Source organism: Amaricoccus macauensis, assembly GCF_014201905.1.
Lineage (GTDB): Bacteria > Pseudomonadota > Alphaproteobacteria > Rhodobacterales > Rhodobacteraceae > Amaricoccus > Amaricoccus macauensis.
Map to the genome: position 1 here is coordinate 940,797 of NZ_JACHFM010000002.1, position 16,138 is coordinate 956,934.

Consider the following 16,138-nt stretch of genomic DNA (forward strand, 5'->3'; position numbering starts at 1 on the left):
CCGCGAGTCCGGTCGGTTTACTGGACGGTGTAGGGCACGCCCTCGAGTGAGGCCGGGAACGCAGGCAGCGGCGCGCCGAGCCATTTCTGGCTGATCGCTTCCAGTTGGCCGTCAGCCTTGATCTTGTCGATGAAGCTGTTGAGCCACTCGTTCAGCTCCTTGTCGCCCGGACGCGTGGCGACGCCCATCCACTGCTCCTGGAAGGTGATCTTCGGCTCGAAATCATTCCCCGGCGCGGCGCGGTCGATGTTGATCTTGTAGGTCGTGTTGCCGCCGACGGCCTGGACCTGTCCCGAAACCAGCGCCTGAATGGTCGAGCTGTCGTCATCGAAACGGCGAATGTTGGGCACGTCGCCAAGCAGCTTGGTGATCGCCGTGTCCTGCGCCGCGCCGCGCGGCACGCCGATCGTCATGTCGCGCGCGTCCTCGATCGTCTCGATCTTGTCCTTGGCGCTGGCAATCAGCACGATCTTGAGCCCGGCGTAGGGCTGGGTGAACTGCACCACCTTGGCGCGATCGGGATACATCCCCATGATCGCCATCTGCAGGTCGACCTTGTTGGTGAGCAGGTTCGGGATGCGCGCGGCAACCGCGCCGGTCACGAACTCGATATCGACGCCAAGCTCCTTGGCAATGAGCCGCGCCACATCGACGTCGTAGCCGATGTTCTGGCCGCTGGCGTCGATCGAACCCCACGGCGCCTGCTCGGCCATGACGCCGACCCGCACCACACCGGCTTCCTTGATCGCCTCAAGCGTCTGCGCCTGAGCGGGCGTCAGGCCGGCGAGGCCCAATGCAGCGACGACACCGAGCGCAATGGCCCGAGCCCGGGCCCGGAACGTGAATTTCATCGACATGTCTCCTCCCGATTTCAGGTGGTTCTGTCGGACCAGCCCACCCGCTCGCGCCGCCCCGGTTGAGTTTCCGGGGCTGGCCACCGTCAAGTGTTAATCAAACGGTTGGTTGATGTCAAAGCCGTTCGCGGTGTAGGTTGACACCGACCCCGGAAACCTTGCCGGGCGAACGGAGGTTCGAAACCATGGACCCTATCGGCAGCGAGGCGACCGGCAGCGAGGCCGCGATCCTCCCGGGGCAGCGCGCACCGGAGAAACGCCGCCGCGCCCTGCTCGATTCCGCCATACAGGAATTTTCCTCGTTCGGCGTCGGGGGCGCGCGGATCGACCGCATCGCCGAACGGGCGCGGACGAACAAGGCGATGGTTTACCACTACTTCGGCAGCAAGGATGATCTCTATCTCGCGGCTCTGCACGACATCTACGCCGGCATCCGCCACGCCGAGGCGGCACTCGACCTCGACCCGGATCAGCCCGAGGCGGCCATCCGGCGCCTCGCCGAGTTCACCCTGCGCTACTACGTCGACAACCCCGCCTTCGTGCGGATCATCAACACCGAGAACCTGCACGGCGCGAGCTATCTCAGGGGCTCGCCCGACATGCCCGGGCTGAACCGGACCATCCTCGACCGCCTTGACGCGATCCTTGCGCGCGGCGTGGCGGACGGCGTCTTCCGGCCCGGGATCGACGTCCTCGATCTCTACATTTCCATCTCGGCGCTCAGCTTCACCTATGTGGCGAATCAGCACTCGCTCAAGGTCCTGTTCGGGCGTGATCTTCTGGCGCCCGAGGCCATCGATGCCCGCCTCGCCAGCATCACCGACATGATCCTGCGCTACCTGCGGGCCGACTGACGCCTGCATTTCCTGCGGGCGCCTCGACGCCGCTCCACCCAACCCCAGCCAACCCGGAGACCGCCATGCCCACCGCCGAAACGTCACGCGTCGCCATCGTCACGGGTGGCGCAGGGGGCCTCGGCCTGCCGATCGCCGCACGGCTCGCGGACCGTGGGCATCGTGTGGCGATCTGGGATCTCGACGGTGCCCGGGCCGAGACCGCGGCAGCCGGGATCGAGGGAGCCCGGGGCTATGCGGTCGACGTCACCGACCCGGTGGCAATCGACGCCGCCTGTGCCCGCGTCGTCGACGAGATGGGCCCGCTCGGGATCCTCGTCACCAGCGCCGGCCACAACGGGCCAGTCGCTCCGTTCGCCGAATACCCCACCGACGGCTGGGACTTCGTGATGAAGCTGAACCTCGACGCGGTCTTTCACTGCTGCCAGGCGGCGGTGCGCGAAATGCTGAAGACCGGCTACGGCCGGATCGTCAACATCGCCTCGATCGCCGGCAAGGAGGGCAACCCGAACGCGGTCGCCTATTCCGCGTCGAAGGCCGGGGTGATCGGTCTGACGAAATCCGTCGGGCGCGAACTCGCCACCACCGGCGTCCTCGTGAACTGCGTGGCGCCCGCCGCCATCGAGACCGAGATGCTGACCCAGGTCACCCCCGAGTTCCGCGCCTACGTCACCTCGAAGATCCCGCTCGGCCGCCTTGGTCGCGCGGAGGAGGTGGCGTCGCTCGTCGCCTGGCTCGCGTCGGAGGAGTGCTCGTTCTCGACCGGCGCAGTCTTTGATGCCTCGGGGGGCCGCGCGACCTACTGACGGGATCCCCACGGCCGGACGCCGGCTCAGCGACGGGCGTTTGTGCGGCGCGGCATAGCCTGCTAATATACAGGGGATGTCAATCTGGACCCGCATCTCCGAAGCCGTCGCCGCGATCATCGCGCGGGGCGAGAGCCTCATAGCCTACTTCGACCGGCGTGGGCCGGAACGGAGTGTGGCCTTCACCATCGCCATCGTCAGCCTCGGCGCAAAGATGGCGAAGGCTGACGGCCTCGTGCGCCCCGCCGAGGTCGCCGCCTTCCGCAGGGTCTTCCAGCTCGCACCCAAGGACGAGATGGCGGCGGCGCGGGTGTTCAATCTCGCCCGTCAGGACGTCGCGGGCTTCGAGGCCTACGCCACACGCATCGCCGGGATGTTCGAGGACGAGCCGGAAGTGCTCGAGGATGTGCTCGAAGGCCTCTTCGAGATCGCGATGGCGGACGGGCGCTACCACGAGGGCGAGGAGGGTTTCCTGCGCCGGGTCAGGGAGATCTTCGGCGTCCCCGAGGCCGCGTTCGACCTCATCGAGGCGCGCCATCTCGAGGGACGCATATCCGACCCGTGGCAGGTCCTCGGCGTGCCGCGTGACGCCGACCTCGCCACCACACGCGCCCGCTGGCGCGAACTGGTCCGCGCGACTCACCCCGACCGGATGATCGCCCGCGGCCTGCCGATCGATGCGGTGAAGCTCGCGACCGCTCGGCTGACCGCGATCAACCGCGCCTGGGAAGAGATCGTCGCGCGCAAGAAGACCGTGGCGCCGGCCGAATGAGATCTATCGCCGTTCGCGAAAGACGATGACGTTGCGCAGCGCCGCTCCCTCCCGGGTGGCGGCCATCGCGTCGTTTATCTCGTCAAGCCGGAACCTGCCCGTCACCAGTTCCTCGAGCTTGAGCCGCCCCGCACGCCAGGCGCCGATGAGCCATGGCACGTCGCGCGCAATCACCGACTGCCCCATTCGCGCGCCGAGAACCCGTTGATTCCGCGCGGCCATCAGAGTCGGGTCAAATCGGACCAACGATCCCGACGGCGCGAGGCCGACGATGACGAGCGTCCCGCGCACCGCGAGGAGCAACGCCGCTTCCTCGATAGCGGACGGCGAGCCGACGGCGACGAATGCAAAGTCGACGCCACGGCCATGGGTCATCGCCCGGACCGCGGTCACCGCCCCGTCACCGTCGCCGGGATCGACCGCGTCGGTTGCCCCGAACCGCCGCGCCGCCTCCCGCTTCGCCGGCAGCGGGTCGATCGCGATCACCCGGCCGGCTCCGGCGAGCGCGGCGCCCTGGATCGCGTTCAGCCCGACACCACCTGCGCCGACGACCGCGACCGTGGCGCCTGGCGGCACCTTCGCCACGTTGACGACGGCGCCGACCCCGGTCAGCACGCCGCAAGCGAGCTGGCACGCGGCCTCCGGCGGCACGTCGAGCGGCAGCTGCACGAGCTGGCTCCGCTCCACCACCACCGCCTCGGCGAATGCGCCGGTCGCCATCCCCTGCGCGATCGACGCGCCGGTCGCATCGCGGAGCGGGCTCGCCTGCAACTCGAACGCGTGGTCACAGGACGTCGGGGTCCCGCTCGAACAGGCCGGGCAGGCCCCGCAGGAGCGGATGAGCGTCACCAGCACCCGGGTTCCCGGCTCCAGATCGACGACCCCGGGACCGACGTCCGTCACCGTTCCCGCGGCCTCATGCCCGAGAACCGTCGGCACCGGTCCGCCCCATGCCCCGGCCGCATAGGCCACGTCCGACTGACAGATCGCGACAGCGTCGATCCTGACGGCGACCTGTCCCGGTCCCGGCAGTGCCAGCTCCAACTCCTCGACGACCAGCGGCTCCCCGAACCTGCGGCAAACGGCGGCGCGCATGACGACTCCTCGTTTCTGACCGGCGACACTAGAAAACCGCGCGGCCGGCGACAATCTCTCGCAGCAAGCGAAAGGACCCATCATATGGCCAGCCGCACCACGCTCATCGTTCTCGCGGCAGCGGTCGCTGCCTCAGCCGCCGCCGCCACGTTCCTGACGCCGCGCGGGCCGGTTCCGCAGGAGCGCCTCGAACTCAGGTATCCGCGGATGACTGCGGCGCAGTTCGCCAGATGCGACCTTGACGGCGACGGCCTCTACGACCGGGGCGAACAGGCCTGCCTCAGCGGCCTCTACAACCAGTTCCACCGTCACGACTGACCTCCCCGCGCGGCCCGCGCCGGCTGGACAGCAAGCGCGATCCCCTGCAATCGTTCCCGCCACCAGCCTGCGCCTCGGGGGGAAGACGTGAAGAAGATCATTACCATCGGAGAGATCCTCGTTGAGATCATGGCAACAGAGCCTGGGGACGGGTTTCTCGAGGCAATCAGCCTCGTCGGCCCCTTCCCGTCCGGGGCGCCGGCGATCTTCATCGACCAGGTTGCGAAGCTCGGACAGCCTTGTGGCATGATTGCCTGCGTTGGTGATGACGACTTTGGTCGGGTGAACCTCGACCGTCTGGCGGGCGACGGTGTCGATACTTCGGCGATCGTCACCCACCCGGAGCTGCCGACCGGCAGCGCGTTTGTCCGCTACCGCCCGGACGGTTCGCGGCACTTTGTCTTCAACATCCGCCACAGCGCTGCCGGTGCCACCGGCGCCACGCCCGAGGCCGAGCGGCTGATCGAGGGCGCCGACCACCTCCACGTCATGGGCTCCTCGCTTTCCACGCCTGCGATCGTCGAGCTTGCGCTCTCGGCCGCGGACCGCATCCACGCCCGCGGCGGCAGCGTCTCCTTCGACCCGAACCTCCGCCCGTCGGTTCTCGCCACGCCCGGCACCCGCGAGACCATGGACCGCGTCCTCGCCCGCACTGACCTCTTCCTGCCGTCAGGGCCGGAGCTCTTCCTCTTCTCCGGCGCCGCCACCGAAGGCGACGCCGTCGCCGAGCTTCTCGGCCGGGGGATCCGGGCAATCGTGGTGAAGGACGGCGCCGAGGGCGCCCGCTTCCACGCCGAGGGCGCGCTCGTCTCGGCACCGGCCTATCCGGTGGAGGAGATCGACCCGACCGGCGCCGGCGATACGTTCGCGGGCACCTTCGTCACCCTCTGGCTGCGCGGCGCCACGCCGGCCGAGGCACTGCGCCTCGCCAACGCCTCGGGAGCGCTCGCCGTCACCCGCCGCGGCCCGATGGAGGGAACGTCCACCCGGTCCGAACTCGACGCCTTCCTCGGAGCACACGCATGAGCGTCCTCACCGATCTCCCGCGCCTGCACGCCGAGGGCCGGACCGCCGGCATCACCTCGGTCTGCTCGGCGCATCCGACGGTGATCGAGGCCGCGCTTCGCCTCGGCGTCGAAACCGCTTCGCCGGTGCTGATCGAGGCGACCTGCAACCAGGTGAACCAGGACGGCGGCTACACCGGCATGACCCCGGCCGATTTCCGCACCTTCGTCGAGGCGATTGCCGACAGGACCGGCTTTTCGCGCGACGACCTGATCCTCGGCGGCGACCACCTCGGCCCGAATCCGTGGAAGGATCTCGCGCCCGTCGATGCAATGGCGAAGGCGCGCGCCATGGTCGAGGCCTACGCCCGCGCCGGCTTCGGGAAGATCCACCTCGACACCAGCATGGGTTGCGCCGGCGAGCCGGCGGCCCTGCCCGATGTCACCACCGCCGAACGCGCGGCCGAGCTTGCCGCCGTCGCCGAGGCCGCCGCGCCGACGCCACCGGTCTACGTGATCGGCACCGAGGTGCCGGTGCCGGGCGGCGCCACCCATGCGATCGACCACCTTGAAGTGACGAGCCCCGACGCCGCGCGCGAGACCGTCGCGGTCCACCAGCGTGCCTTCGCCGCCCGGGGCCTCGACGCCGCCTTCGCCCGCGCCATCGCGGCGGTGGTCCAACCGGGGGTTGAGTTCGGCAACGACGACGTCATCGTCTATCGTCCCGATGCCGCCCGCGCCCTCTCGGCCGCGCTCACCGACCTGCCCGGCTTTGTCTTCGAGGCCCACTCGACCGACTACCAGCCGACCGAGGCGCTGGCCGCGCTCGTGCGCGACGGCTTCGCGATCCTGAAGGTCGGCCCCGGCCTCACCTTCGCGCTGCGCGAGGCGCTTTACGGCCTCGACCACATCGCCTCCGCCCTCGACGGCGCGCCGCCCGCGCTGGCCGCCGCCATGGAGGACGTGATGGTGGCCAATCCGTCCAACTGGCAGAAGTATCTCCACGGCACCCCGGACGATCTCCGCCGCGAGCGGCATTTCGGCTACGCCGATCGCATCCGCTACTACTGGCCCGATCCCGCGGCGCAGTCGGCACTCGCCCGCCTCGACGCCCGGCTCGATGGCCGCCGCATCCCCGAGACGCTGGTGAGCCAGTACCTCGGCGCGCTCTATCCGGACGTCGCCGCAGGCCACCTCGAGCCCACGCCGCACGCCCTGCAAATTGCCGCCGTAGAGCGCGTCCTCAGGCAGTATCGCGCCGCGACTCATCCCGGCTGAGGCCGGCACCGGCGGCGCCCGGACTCGCGAAATGCGCGATGTTCACGCCGCCGGTATTTATTCAGAACGAACCCTCTTGCGTCGCCACCCGGTTCTGCTCAACTGGTCGTCACGAACGACCAGACCTCGCCCAGACGAGGCTCCAACACAGGGAGACGACCCCATGACGTTCCGCACCATCCTGCTTGCCGGCGTCGCACTCGCCGCCGCGACGGCCGTTCAGGCGGATACCGCCGAAAAGCGCATCGCGCTCTCCAACAACTACGCGGGCAACTCGTGGCGTCAGGCGATGCTCGAAAGCTGGGACCGCGTGACGAAGCCCGCCGTCGAGGCCGGCACCGTCGCGGCGGCCGACAGTTTCACCACCGCCGAGAACCAGGCCACCGAGCAGGCCGCGCAGATCCAGAACATGATCCTGCAGGGCTATGACGCCATCGTCGTCAACGCCGCCTCGCCGACCGCGATCAACGGTGCGATCAAGGAAGCCTGCGACGCGGGCATCACGGTCGTCTCCTTCGACGGCATCGTGACCGAGCCTTGTGCATGGCGCATCGCCGTCGACTTCGAGAAGATGGGCAAGGACGAGATCGAGTACCTGAAGGGCCGCCTGCCCGATGGTGGCAACCTCCTCGAAATCCGCGGCCTCGCGGGCGTCTTCGTCGATGACGCGATCCATGCCGGCATCACCGCGGGCGTCACCGAGAACCCCGGCTTCAAGGTCGTGGGCTCGGTCAACGGCGACTGGGCGCAGGACGTGGCGCAGAAGGCCGTGGCAGGCGTCCTGCCCTCGCTGCCGGAAGTTGCCGCCGTGGTCACCCAGGGGGGCGACGGCTACGGCGCCGCGCAGGCCTTCGCCGCCGCCGGCCGGCCGACGCCCATCATCATCATGGGCAACCGCCAGGACGAGCTTGCGTGGTGGAAGGAACAGAAGGACGCCAGCGGCTACGAGACCATGTCGACCTCGATCGCGCCCGGCGTCTCCACTCTCGCATTCTGGGTGGCGCAGGCGATCCTCGATGGCAAGGAAGTCCCGAAGGACCTGACCGTGCCGTTCCTGAAGATCGAGCAGGCCGACCTCGAGACGGCGCTGGAGACCACGCCCAAGGGCGGCGTCGCCAATGTCGAGTACACCCAGGAAGACGCCGCGAAGGTGATCGCCGCCGCCGGCGGAGCCTGATGCCTCAGCCGGCCGTCATCGCCCCGGCCGTCATCGCCGTCGCCGGCGCCGCCAAGGCGTTCGGCGCGGTGCGCGCGCTTGACGGCGTCGACTTCGCGATCCGGTCCGGCGAGTGCGTCGGCCTCGTCGGCCACAACGGCGCGGGCAAGTCGACGCTCGTCAACGTGCTGAATGGCGGCCTCACCCCCGACCGCGGCGAGATCGTCGCGGCCGGCGAGGCGCGGGCCACCTATGACGTCGCGGTCGCCCGGGGCGTCGGCATCCGCTGCGTCTTTCAGGAGCTCTCGCTCTGCCCGAACCTCACGGTCGCGGAGAACGTCCGTGTGCTCCGCGAGGGATCGGGCGGCTTCGGCTGGCGCAACCGGGCCGCAGCGACGGTGCGCGAGTCCCTCGACCGCATCTTCCCCGGCCATGGTATCTCGGGCCACGCCGGGCTGGGCGGGCTCTCGATCGCGCAACGTCAGATGGTCGAGATCGCCATCGCCTTCCTCGACGTTGGCGCGCCGCCGCGCCTCGTCATCCTCGACGAGCCCACCTCCTCGCTCGACGCCCGCCGCGGGCGCGAACTCATCGCCCACGTGCGCCGCTTCTGCGCCGGAGGTGGCGCGGTGGTCTTCATCAGCCACATCCTCTCGGAGGTGCTGGAGATCAGCGACCGCGTGGTGGTCATGAAGGACGGCCGCGTCGCCGCAGACCGGCCGACCGCCGGCCTCGATGCCCGCGGTCTCGTCTCGGCCATGGGCAGCGTCGCCCGCGAGCGCGCCGCCCGCCGGGCACAACCGGCCCGGTCCGGCACCCCGCTTCTGACCCACGGTTCGCTTGCCGCGTGGCCTGGCGAGATCGTCGGCCTTGCGGGTCTCGCCGGTCACGGCCAGAGCGAGGCGCTCGCGGCGCTCTATCTTGCCGCGTCGAGCGGCTGGCGCACCGGCCGCGACCCGCGCGCGGCATTCGTCGCGGGCGACCGGCAGGTGGACGGCGTCTTCCCGCTCTGGTCGATCCTGTGGAACACCACCACCACCGTCCTGCCCGACATGACCCGGAGCGGCGGCTTCGTTGACCGCGCAGCCGAGGCCGCCTTCGGCGCCGAATGGCGCGAGCGGCTGGCGATCCGCGCGCCGGGCATGGACGTGCCGATCGTGTCGCTTTCCGGCGGCAACCAGCAAAAGGCGCTCTTCGCCCGTGCGCTCGGCAGCCGCGCCCCGGTGGTGCTGATGGACGATCCCATGCGCGGCGTCGACATCGGCACCAAGCAGGACGTCTACGCCCGGATCCGCACCGAGGCGGACGGCGGCCGCACGTTCCTGTGGTACTCCACCGAAACCGACGAGGTCTGCCTCTGCGACCGGGTCTATGTCTTTCGCGAAGGCAAGGTCGCGGCGACCCTCGGCGGCGACGAGGTGACGGAGGAGAACATCATCGCCGCGTCCTTCGGCGGAGGGCACGCATGACGCGCGTTCCTGTGACCGCGAAGCGCCGCTCTGGCCGCCCGCCTCTTGCCACGCCGACGCCAGCTGGATTTGACCGTCGATACATCCAGCCGCCCCCACCCCCCGGAGTCCCGCATGAAGCCTGACTCCCTGCGCGTCCTCATCCCCGCGCTCTCCTTCGCCGTGCTCCTTGCAGCCGTCTTCTGGCTGCAACCGCGCGCCATGAGCTATCTGGGCCTGAACCTGCTCTTCAATCTCGCGGTGCCGATCGCGCTTGCGACGATCGCGCAGATGCTGGTGATCGCGGTCAACGACCTTGATCTCTCGATCGGCACCTTCGTGAGCTTCGTCGCCTGCGTCACCGCCACCTTCCTGAACGATTCGCCCGTGCTCGGCCTCGCCATCTTCGCCGCGGCCATCGCGACCTATGCGCTCGTCGGCGTCCTCATCCACCTGCGGGAGCTGCCCTCGATCGTCGTCTCCCTCGGCATGAGCTTCGTCTGGGGCGGGCTCGCCGTCCTGATCCTGCCCGCACCGGGCGGCAGCGCGCCGCCGTGGATCCGCGCCCTGATGACGGCAAAGCCGCCGCTCCTGCCCATGGCGATCGTCGCGAGCCTCGTCATCGCGGCCGTCGCGCACCTCATCGTCATGCGGTCGAGCTTTGGCACCGCGCTCCGGGGTGTCGGTGGCAACGCCCGCTCGGTCGAGCGCGCCGGCTGGTCGGTCCTGAAACTGCGCGCCGCCACCTACGCGCTCGCCGGCCTCTTCGGCGTCCTCGCCGGTGTCTCGCTCGTGGGCCTCACCACCGCGGCTGACGCCAACATCGCGCTGCGCTACACGCTTCTCTCCATCGCCGGCGTGATCCTCGGGGGTGGCGAGTTCACCGGCGGCCGTGTCTCCGCGATCGGCGCCGTCATCGGCGCGCTCACCCTGACGCTCGCGTCGTCGTTCCTCACCTTCCTGCGCCTCTCTCCCGATTGGCAGATCGGCGCGCAGGGCGCGATCCTCATCGTCGTCCTTGCAATCCGCCTCGTCCTCAACCGGCAGGAGCGCCGCGGATGACAGCTTTCGCCGCCCGCCCATGGATCTGGTCCTGGATCGCCATGGCCGCAGTCTGGGGCGCCACCGTGCTTTTCACGGGCGGGGCATCAGCCGCCGGCGTCACTCACGCAGCACTGACCTTCGCGGCGTTCTCGGTCATGGTTGGCATTGGCCAGATGTTCGTCATCACGCTCGGGCCCGGCAACGTCGATCTGTCGATCCCCGCCACCATGACGCTGGCCGGGACCCTCTCGCTGAAGGCGATCGACGCCTGGGGCGGCGGCACACTCGTCGGCCTCGGGGTCTCGCTCCTCGTCGGGCTCGGGGTCGGCATCGCCAACTTCACCCTCATCCGCGCGCTCCGTATCCCGCCGATCATCGCGACGCTCTCGACCAGCTTCATCTTCCAGTCGACCGCCATCTGGGCGAACCGGGGCATTCGCATCAAGCCGCCCGACGCGCTCGCCGGCTTTTCCACCGACATGACCCTCGGGGTGCCGAACGTTGCCTGGATCGCCCTTGTTCTCACCGTCGCGGCCTGGGTTCTGCTCGAGCGCACGATCTTCGGCCGGCGTGTTCTCGCCATCGGCCAGAACATGCGGGCCGCACGCCTCGCCGGAGTTCCGGTCGATGGGGTGCGCTTCGCCACCTATATCCTCTGCGCGTTACTCGCGTCACTCGCCGGCTTCCTGCTCGCGAGCTTCTCCGGCGGCGCTGCGCTCAACATGGGCGCAGAGTACCTGCTCACCTCGATCGCCGTCGTCGTCATCGGCGGCTCGTCCGTGGCGGGGGGCAACTCCAACGTCCCGGGGATCTGGGGCGCGAGCCTCTTCATGTTCCTGCTGGTGACCATGCTCAACACCTACGGCCTCGGCGCCGGCGTCCGGCTCATTCTGACCGGTCTCATCATCATCGCCGTGATCGTCGCAGCCGGCGGGCGGACCCGGACCCGCTAACCTGCTCCCATCGAAGTGAGCAACGTGGTAAGCCGCTACTACCGGTGAAGGTCCCGCAACCGCTACCTTCTGGTCCTAGCAGTCTGGCCTCGGTTGGTGTAATTTGGCAGGAACGGCTGACCCCGGCGCAGACCCGGGCGGCCACAGGGGAGACAAGCGTGGTCGATATCATTTCTCGCCGGGACGGTCCGCGTCCGGAAGATGAGCGCCTGAGGCGTGTCATCGACGCGAACCGCCCGACGCTGAATCGCATGGCCGATCACCTCACCAACGGGGCTTGGTCCGCGCGGAAGCAGCAGCCCGCCGCGACCGGGCCGGAACCGTCGGGCCTCATGATCCATACGGCGCGCGCCAGCACCACGACCGAGCCGCCGAAGCCTTTCGTCCGCATCGCGGTCAATGGCCGGGTGAGCGTGGTCGACAGCAATACCGGCCGGCAGATGCACCATCTGGGCGACATCCGCCGTCGCGATGGCATCGAGAGCTTCCGCCTCGCCACGCGCGAGAACGGCTTCTTCTCGCCGGTCGATCCGGATCTCGCCACCGCCCTCTCAACGCTTGACGGCGAGCCGGTCCGCGGCCGCGACGGCGAGCGTGCCCTCATCGACGCCATCGGCGTCCGCCTGCAACTCTGACCAGCATTCCCGACGACTGGAGGCAACGCAGCACCCGAAAGCGATCCAACGCACGAGAGATGACAAACAAGCCCAACCCAGTCCCTTCAGTGGCAGGCAGGCGCGCTTCTCCCCTCGCGGCGTCCGCGACATCCGTCCCGGACTACGACGAGCGTGCAACGATGGGCGCGTGGGAGCAACTCCTCGCCGGCTCGGCCGACCAGGCCCCGGCATGTCAGGTGCGCTCGCTCATTGGTGACAGCTGGCAGCGATGCGCCCACGGCGGCATCGACGCCACCCAGGGCGAAGCGCCCATGACCGAGGACCGCGACCATCGCGAGGCCCTCCGCCAGTCGAGCGCCGACCTGCTCGCCGCCGCCCAGCGCTCCTTCGCCAGCATCGGCACTTTGCTCGAAGGCACTGGCGCCATGCTCGTCCTCGCCGACAACGAGGGCGTCCTCGTCGAGACGATCGGCGACAAGCGCACCCTTTACGATGGCATGGACATCCATCTCGCGGTCGGTGGCAAGTGGACCGAGGATGTCGTCGGCACCAACGGCATAGGCACAGCGCTCTTCGCCGGCGAGCCGGTCTTCGTGCACGCGGCCGAACATTTCTGCGCCGGTATCAAGGGCTGGACCTGTGCTGGCGCGCCAATCCGCGACCCCCTCGACGGCCGCATCGTCGGCGTGGTCGACCTGTCCGGCCATCCGGGGATCTTTCGCCCGCACAACACCGCCCTCGTCGCGGCGGCCGCGCGCGAGATCGAGAAGGCCCTTGCCGAACAGCAGAGCGAGGAACGCTCGCGCCTGCTCGAGGCGTTCATTGCCTCCGCACCCCACTACCGCCGCTCCGACGGCCTGATGATCCTCGATCGCCGGAGCCGTCCGATCTACTGCACGAACATCCCCTGCGAGGTCGCCGGACGCTTCCCGCTCAAGACCTGCGCCGCGCACGTCCCGTCGCCCACCAACCCGAGCGGATTTCTCGACGACGTGACCCGCGCGCTGCCGCCTGACATGAGCGGATGTCACCTGACGCCGCTGAAGCTCGACGGCAGTCTGCGCGGCGCGGCCCTGGTCCTGCCGGCCGGACGCACCCGCGCAAGGAATGGGCGCGCCGACCCGGTGGCCGAGGCCGCAGCCATCATCATCGGCAGCAGCCCGGCAATCCGTGAGGCGGTCGAGATCGCCACGCGGATCGCGCGCAGCCCCGATGTGCCGTCGCTTCTCGTCGAAGGCGAGACCGGCGTCGGCAAGGAACTTTTTTTCCCGCCTCGCCGGAAGCGCGCGGCCCGCCGATCGCTACATCGCCGTCAACTGCGGCGGCATCACCCGCGAGCTGATCGGCAGCGAGCTCTTCGGTCACGTGGCCGGTGCCTTCACCGGTGCCACGCGCGAGGGCAAGCCGGGTGTCTTCGAGCTTGCCAACGGTGGCGTGCTCACCCTCGACGAAATCGGCGAACTGCCGCTCGACATCCAGCCGTTCCTCCTGCGGGTCCTTGAGGATCGCGCGGTGCAGCGCATTGGCGAGGCCCGGGCGCGACCGGTGGATGTGCGTCTCGTCGTCTCGACGAACCGCGACCTGCGCGCGGAAGTCGACGCCGGCCGTTTCCGCCGGGATCTCTACTACCGGATCGGCGCCGTCGCGCTCCGGGTGCCGCCGCTGAGGGAGCGGGGCGATGACGCGCTGATGCTCCTGGAGTACTTCAACGCCGTCGCCTCGGAGCGCAGCGGCCGCGACCGGCTCGAGTTCACGCCGGAGGTGCTCGACGCGCTGCGAAGCTACCGCTGGCCCGGCAATGTCCGTGAGCTGAAGAACCTGGTCGAGCGGCTGCACGTCCTGGCGAGCGGCCCGGTCCGGCTGATCGATCTGCCGCCGGACATTCTCCAGCCGGTTGCCGTGCCCGAAGCGCCACCAGCACCTGCGGCCGTAACACGCCTCGAGGATGCCGAGCTCGTCACGCTGAAGAACGCGCTCGAGGCGGAGCAGGGCAATCTGACCAGAGTTGCCCAGCGTCTCGGCATTTCCCGGCCGACGCTCTACCGCAAGCTCGACCACTACGACATCCGCCGCACGTTCCGCTGAGCGAGGGCTCGGGGGCGGTCAGGAATGACGGAGTTCGTCCGCGGGGTTTGCGATCCCGCGGACGTTTCATTCCCGTTGCGGAAGGTCTCGTCAGGAAGTCTCGTCAGGAAGTCTCGTCAGGCGGCCAGGCACGAAAAATGGCCGCGGGAGAGTGCCCGCGGCCAAAAGGTTGCCCCTGAGAAGGAAGTGTGCCCGCTTACGGGCGTCCGAGCTTCTCGGCGCCGCCCCCCAGCGCCGGGCCGGCGGTCGGGTCCTCGTCCTCGGCGAGATCGCCGACGAGAGTCTCCGTTGTCAGGATGAGCTTCGCCACCGAGGCGGCGTTCTCGAGCGCGGCGCAGGTGACGCGAACGGGGTCGATGATGCCGGCCTCGTACATGTTCTGATAGGAGCCGGCCGCGGCGTTGTAGCCGTAGCCGCCGTTCACCGCGGAGACTTCCTTCACCACCTCGTCAGCATCGCCGCCGGAGTTCTGGACGATGCGCCAGAGCGGGCGGGTCAGGACCGAGCGGACGAGCTTCGCGCCCTCGGCGATGTCGCCCTTCGCGTCGGCAATCACCTTGTCGACCACCGGGCCGAGCTGGGCGAGGGCTGTGCCGCCGCCAGCGACGACGCCTTCCTCGACCGCAGCGCGAACGGCGGAGAGCGAGTCCTCGATGAGCTGGATGGTGCGCTTCTGCTCGACCGGGGTGACGCCGCCGGCGTAGAGGACGGCGGTGCCGCCGGAGAGCTTCGCGAGGCGCTCGCGGAGCTTGTCCTGCTCGATGTTCGGCGGCGCCATGTCGTGCTGGCGCTGGACCTGGGCACGGCGGGCGGTGATGGCGGCAGGCTCGCCCACGCCGCGGATCACCGCGGTGTGGGTGGCGCTGGTGCGGACCTGACCGGCGCCGCCGAGATCGTCGCGGGTGGCGTCCTCGACGCGGCCGCCGAGGTCGCGGGCGATGACGCGGCCGCCGGTGAGGATGGCGAGGTCTTCCATCAGGGCCTTGCGCCAGTGGCCGTATTCGGGGGCGTGAACCACGAGGTAACGGCCCGGGCCTTCCTTGCCGAGCAGCGTGATGACGACTTCCGGCGCCACCTCCTCGGCGATGACCACCAGCGGGCGACCTTCGGCCTCGGCGATCTTGCGGACACCGTCGAGGGCAGCGGGATCCTTGATCTTGAGGTCGGTCATCAGGATCAGCGGCTGATCGAGCACCGCTTCCATCTTCTCCTGATCGGTCACCATGTGGTGGGAGAGATAGCCGCGGTCGAAGGACATGCCCTCGACGACGTCGAGCAGGGTCTCGGTGGTCACGCTGAAGTCGGTGGTGATGACGCCTTCGGCCCCTACCCGCTCGAAGGCCTCGGCGACGAGCGCGCCGAGCTTCGCCTCGGTGGCGGCGATGGCGGCGACCGAGGCGAGGGCGCCGTTCTTCGCGGGCTTCGCGCCGGCGCGGAGGGCGGCGACGACGGCGGTCACGGCGAGGTCGATGCCGCGGCAGAGATCGACGGTCTTCGCACCCTTCTCGGACGCCTCGACGCCCTTCTGGATGAGGGCGTTCGCCAGCACGATGGCGGTGGTGGTGCCGTCGCCGGCAACCTCGTTGGTCTGCATCGAGACTTCACGGACCACCTGGGCGCCCATGTTTTCGAACCGGTCGAAAAGCTCGATCTCGCTGGCGATCGACACGCCGTCCCGGGTCACCATCGGGGTGCCGAGGGGGCGGTCGATCATCGTGTTCATGCCCTTCGGCCCGAGCGTGGGCTCGACGGCGGCAGCGAGCTGCCAGACGCCGCGCGCGAGCGCCCTGCGAGCCTCGGAACTGTGGAGCATCACCTTGGGCATCTGTTCTTCCTCTTTCCCCAGCCGGGCGC

15 protein-coding genes and 1 pseudogene are annotated in these 16,138 nt (G+C 69.3%); 13 read left to right on the forward strand and 3 right to left on the reverse strand.

All coding sequences use genetic code 11. From position 1 onward, the window contains the following. Nucleotides 1–17: 17 nt before the first annotated feature. Nucleotides 18–857: a transporter substrate-binding domain-containing protein gene (locus HNP73_RS11945; protein WP_184149368.1), complete on the reverse strand. Its 840-nt coding sequence runs from the start codon at nucleotides 855–857 to the stop codon at nucleotides 18–20. Between the two features lie 182 nt (nucleotides 858–1,039). On the opposite strand from HNP73_RS11945, the gene HNP73_RS11950 reads away from it, so the two are divergent. The 3 genes from HNP73_RS11950 to HNP73_RS11960 all read left to right on the forward strand — a co-directional run bounded on the left by HNP73_RS11950 (nucleotide 1,040) and on the right by HNP73_RS11960 (nucleotide 3,286). After that, nucleotides 1,040–1,708: a TetR/AcrR family transcriptional regulator gene (locus tag HNP73_RS11950; RefSeq protein ID WP_184149371.1), complete on the forward strand. Its 669-nt coding sequence runs from the start codon at nucleotides 1,040–1,042 to the stop codon at nucleotides 1,706–1,708. 65 nt (nucleotides 1,709–1,773) lie between these two features. Beyond that, entirely contained in the window at nucleotides 1,774–2,514 is a 741-nt protein-coding gene (locus HNP73_RS11955; protein WP_184149374.1) for an SDR family NAD(P)-dependent oxidoreductase, read from the forward strand. Nucleotides 2,515–2,590: 76 nt separating this feature from the next. Next, a complete protein-coding gene (locus HNP73_RS11960) occupies nucleotides 2,591–3,286 on the forward strand; it encodes a molecular chaperone DjiA (RefSeq protein WP_184149377.1) in 696 nt (231 codons plus the stop codon). Between the two features lie 3 nt (nucleotides 3,287–3,289). Here the strand turns inward: HNP73_RS11960 and HNP73_RS11965 are convergent, their stop codons facing one another. After that, nucleotides 3,290–4,381, reverse strand: coding sequence for a zinc-binding dehydrogenase (locus tag HNP73_RS11965; protein ID WP_184149379.1), 1,092 nt, complete (start codon nucleotides 4,379–4,381; stop codon nucleotides 3,290–3,292). Nucleotides 4,382–4,465: 84 nt separating this feature from the next. Here HNP73_RS11965 and HNP73_RS11970 point away from each other — a divergent pair, with 84 nt between their 5' ends. The 10 genes and pseudogenes from HNP73_RS11970 to HNP73_RS23320 all read left to right on the forward strand — a co-directional run bounded on the left by HNP73_RS11970 (nucleotide 4,466) and on the right by HNP73_RS23320 (nucleotide 14,284). Beyond that, complete coding sequence (locus tag HNP73_RS11970; RefSeq protein ID WP_184149382.1) at nucleotides 4,466–4,699, forward strand: hypothetical protein; 234 nt, start codon at nucleotides 4,466–4,468, stop codon at nucleotides 4,697–4,699. 87 nt (nucleotides 4,700–4,786) lie between these two features. Continuing rightward, nucleotides 4,787–5,725 carry a tagatose kinase gene (locus HNP73_RS11975; RefSeq protein WP_184149385.1) on the forward strand — a complete coding sequence of 313 codons (939 nt, stop codon included), beginning with the start codon at nucleotides 4,787–4,789 and terminating at the stop codon, nucleotides 5,723–5,725. Then, the gene (locus tag HNP73_RS11980) at nucleotides 5,722–6,981 is read left to right on the forward strand and encodes a D-tagatose-bisphosphate aldolase, class II, non-catalytic subunit (protein WP_184149388.1); all 1,260 of its coding nucleotides are present in this window, start codon (nucleotides 5,722–5,724) and stop codon (nucleotides 6,979–6,981) included. The genes HNP73_RS11975 and HNP73_RS11980 overlap by 4 nt, the downstream gene beginning before the upstream one ends. A gap of 163 nt (nucleotides 6,982–7,144) precedes the next feature. Next, a complete protein-coding gene (locus HNP73_RS11985; RefSeq protein ID WP_184149390.1) occupies nucleotides 7,145–8,158 on the forward strand; it encodes an ABC transporter substrate-binding protein in 1,014 nt (337 codons plus the stop codon). Continuing rightward, nucleotides 8,158–9,606, forward strand: a complete 1,449-nt coding sequence (locus HNP73_RS11990) for a sugar ABC transporter ATP-binding protein (RefSeq protein WP_184149394.1) — start codon at nucleotides 8,158–8,160, stop codon at nucleotides 9,604–9,606. Before HNP73_RS11985 ends, HNP73_RS11990 begins: the two co-directional genes overlap by 1 nt. A gap of 114 nt (nucleotides 9,607–9,720) precedes the next feature. Beyond that, nucleotides 9,721–10,647, forward strand: coding sequence for an ABC transporter permease (locus tag HNP73_RS11995; RefSeq protein WP_184149397.1), 927 nt, complete (start codon nucleotides 9,721–9,723; stop codon nucleotides 10,645–10,647). Beyond that, entirely contained in the window at nucleotides 10,644–11,582 is a 939-nt protein-coding gene (locus tag HNP73_RS12000; protein WP_184149400.1) for an ABC transporter permease, read from the forward strand. The genes HNP73_RS11995 and HNP73_RS12000 overlap by 4 nt, the downstream gene beginning before the upstream one ends. 158 nt (nucleotides 11,583–11,740) lie before the next feature. Then, entirely contained in the window at nucleotides 11,741–12,217 is a 477-nt protein-coding gene (locus HNP73_RS12005; protein WP_184149402.1) for a hypothetical protein, read from the forward strand. Nucleotides 12,218–12,510: 293 nt separating this feature from the next. Next, nucleotides 12,511–12,915: pseudogene (locus HNP73_RS23315) on the forward strand (GAF domain-containing protein); the annotation flags it as partial. Nucleotides 12,916–13,411: 496 nt separating this feature from the next. Then, complete coding sequence (locus HNP73_RS23320) at nucleotides 13,412–14,284, forward strand: sigma 54-interacting transcriptional regulator (RefSeq protein WP_246399741.1); 873 nt, start codon at nucleotides 13,412–13,414, stop codon at nucleotides 14,282–14,284. Between the two features lie 196 nt (nucleotides 14,285–14,480). Here the strand turns inward: HNP73_RS23320 and groEL are convergent, their stop codons facing one another. Beyond that, a complete protein-coding gene (gene groEL, locus HNP73_RS12015; protein WP_184149405.1) occupies nucleotides 14,481–16,109 on the reverse strand; it encodes a molecular chaperone GroEL in 1,629 nt (542 codons plus the stop codon). Nucleotides 16,110–16,138: the final 29 nt, after the last annotated feature.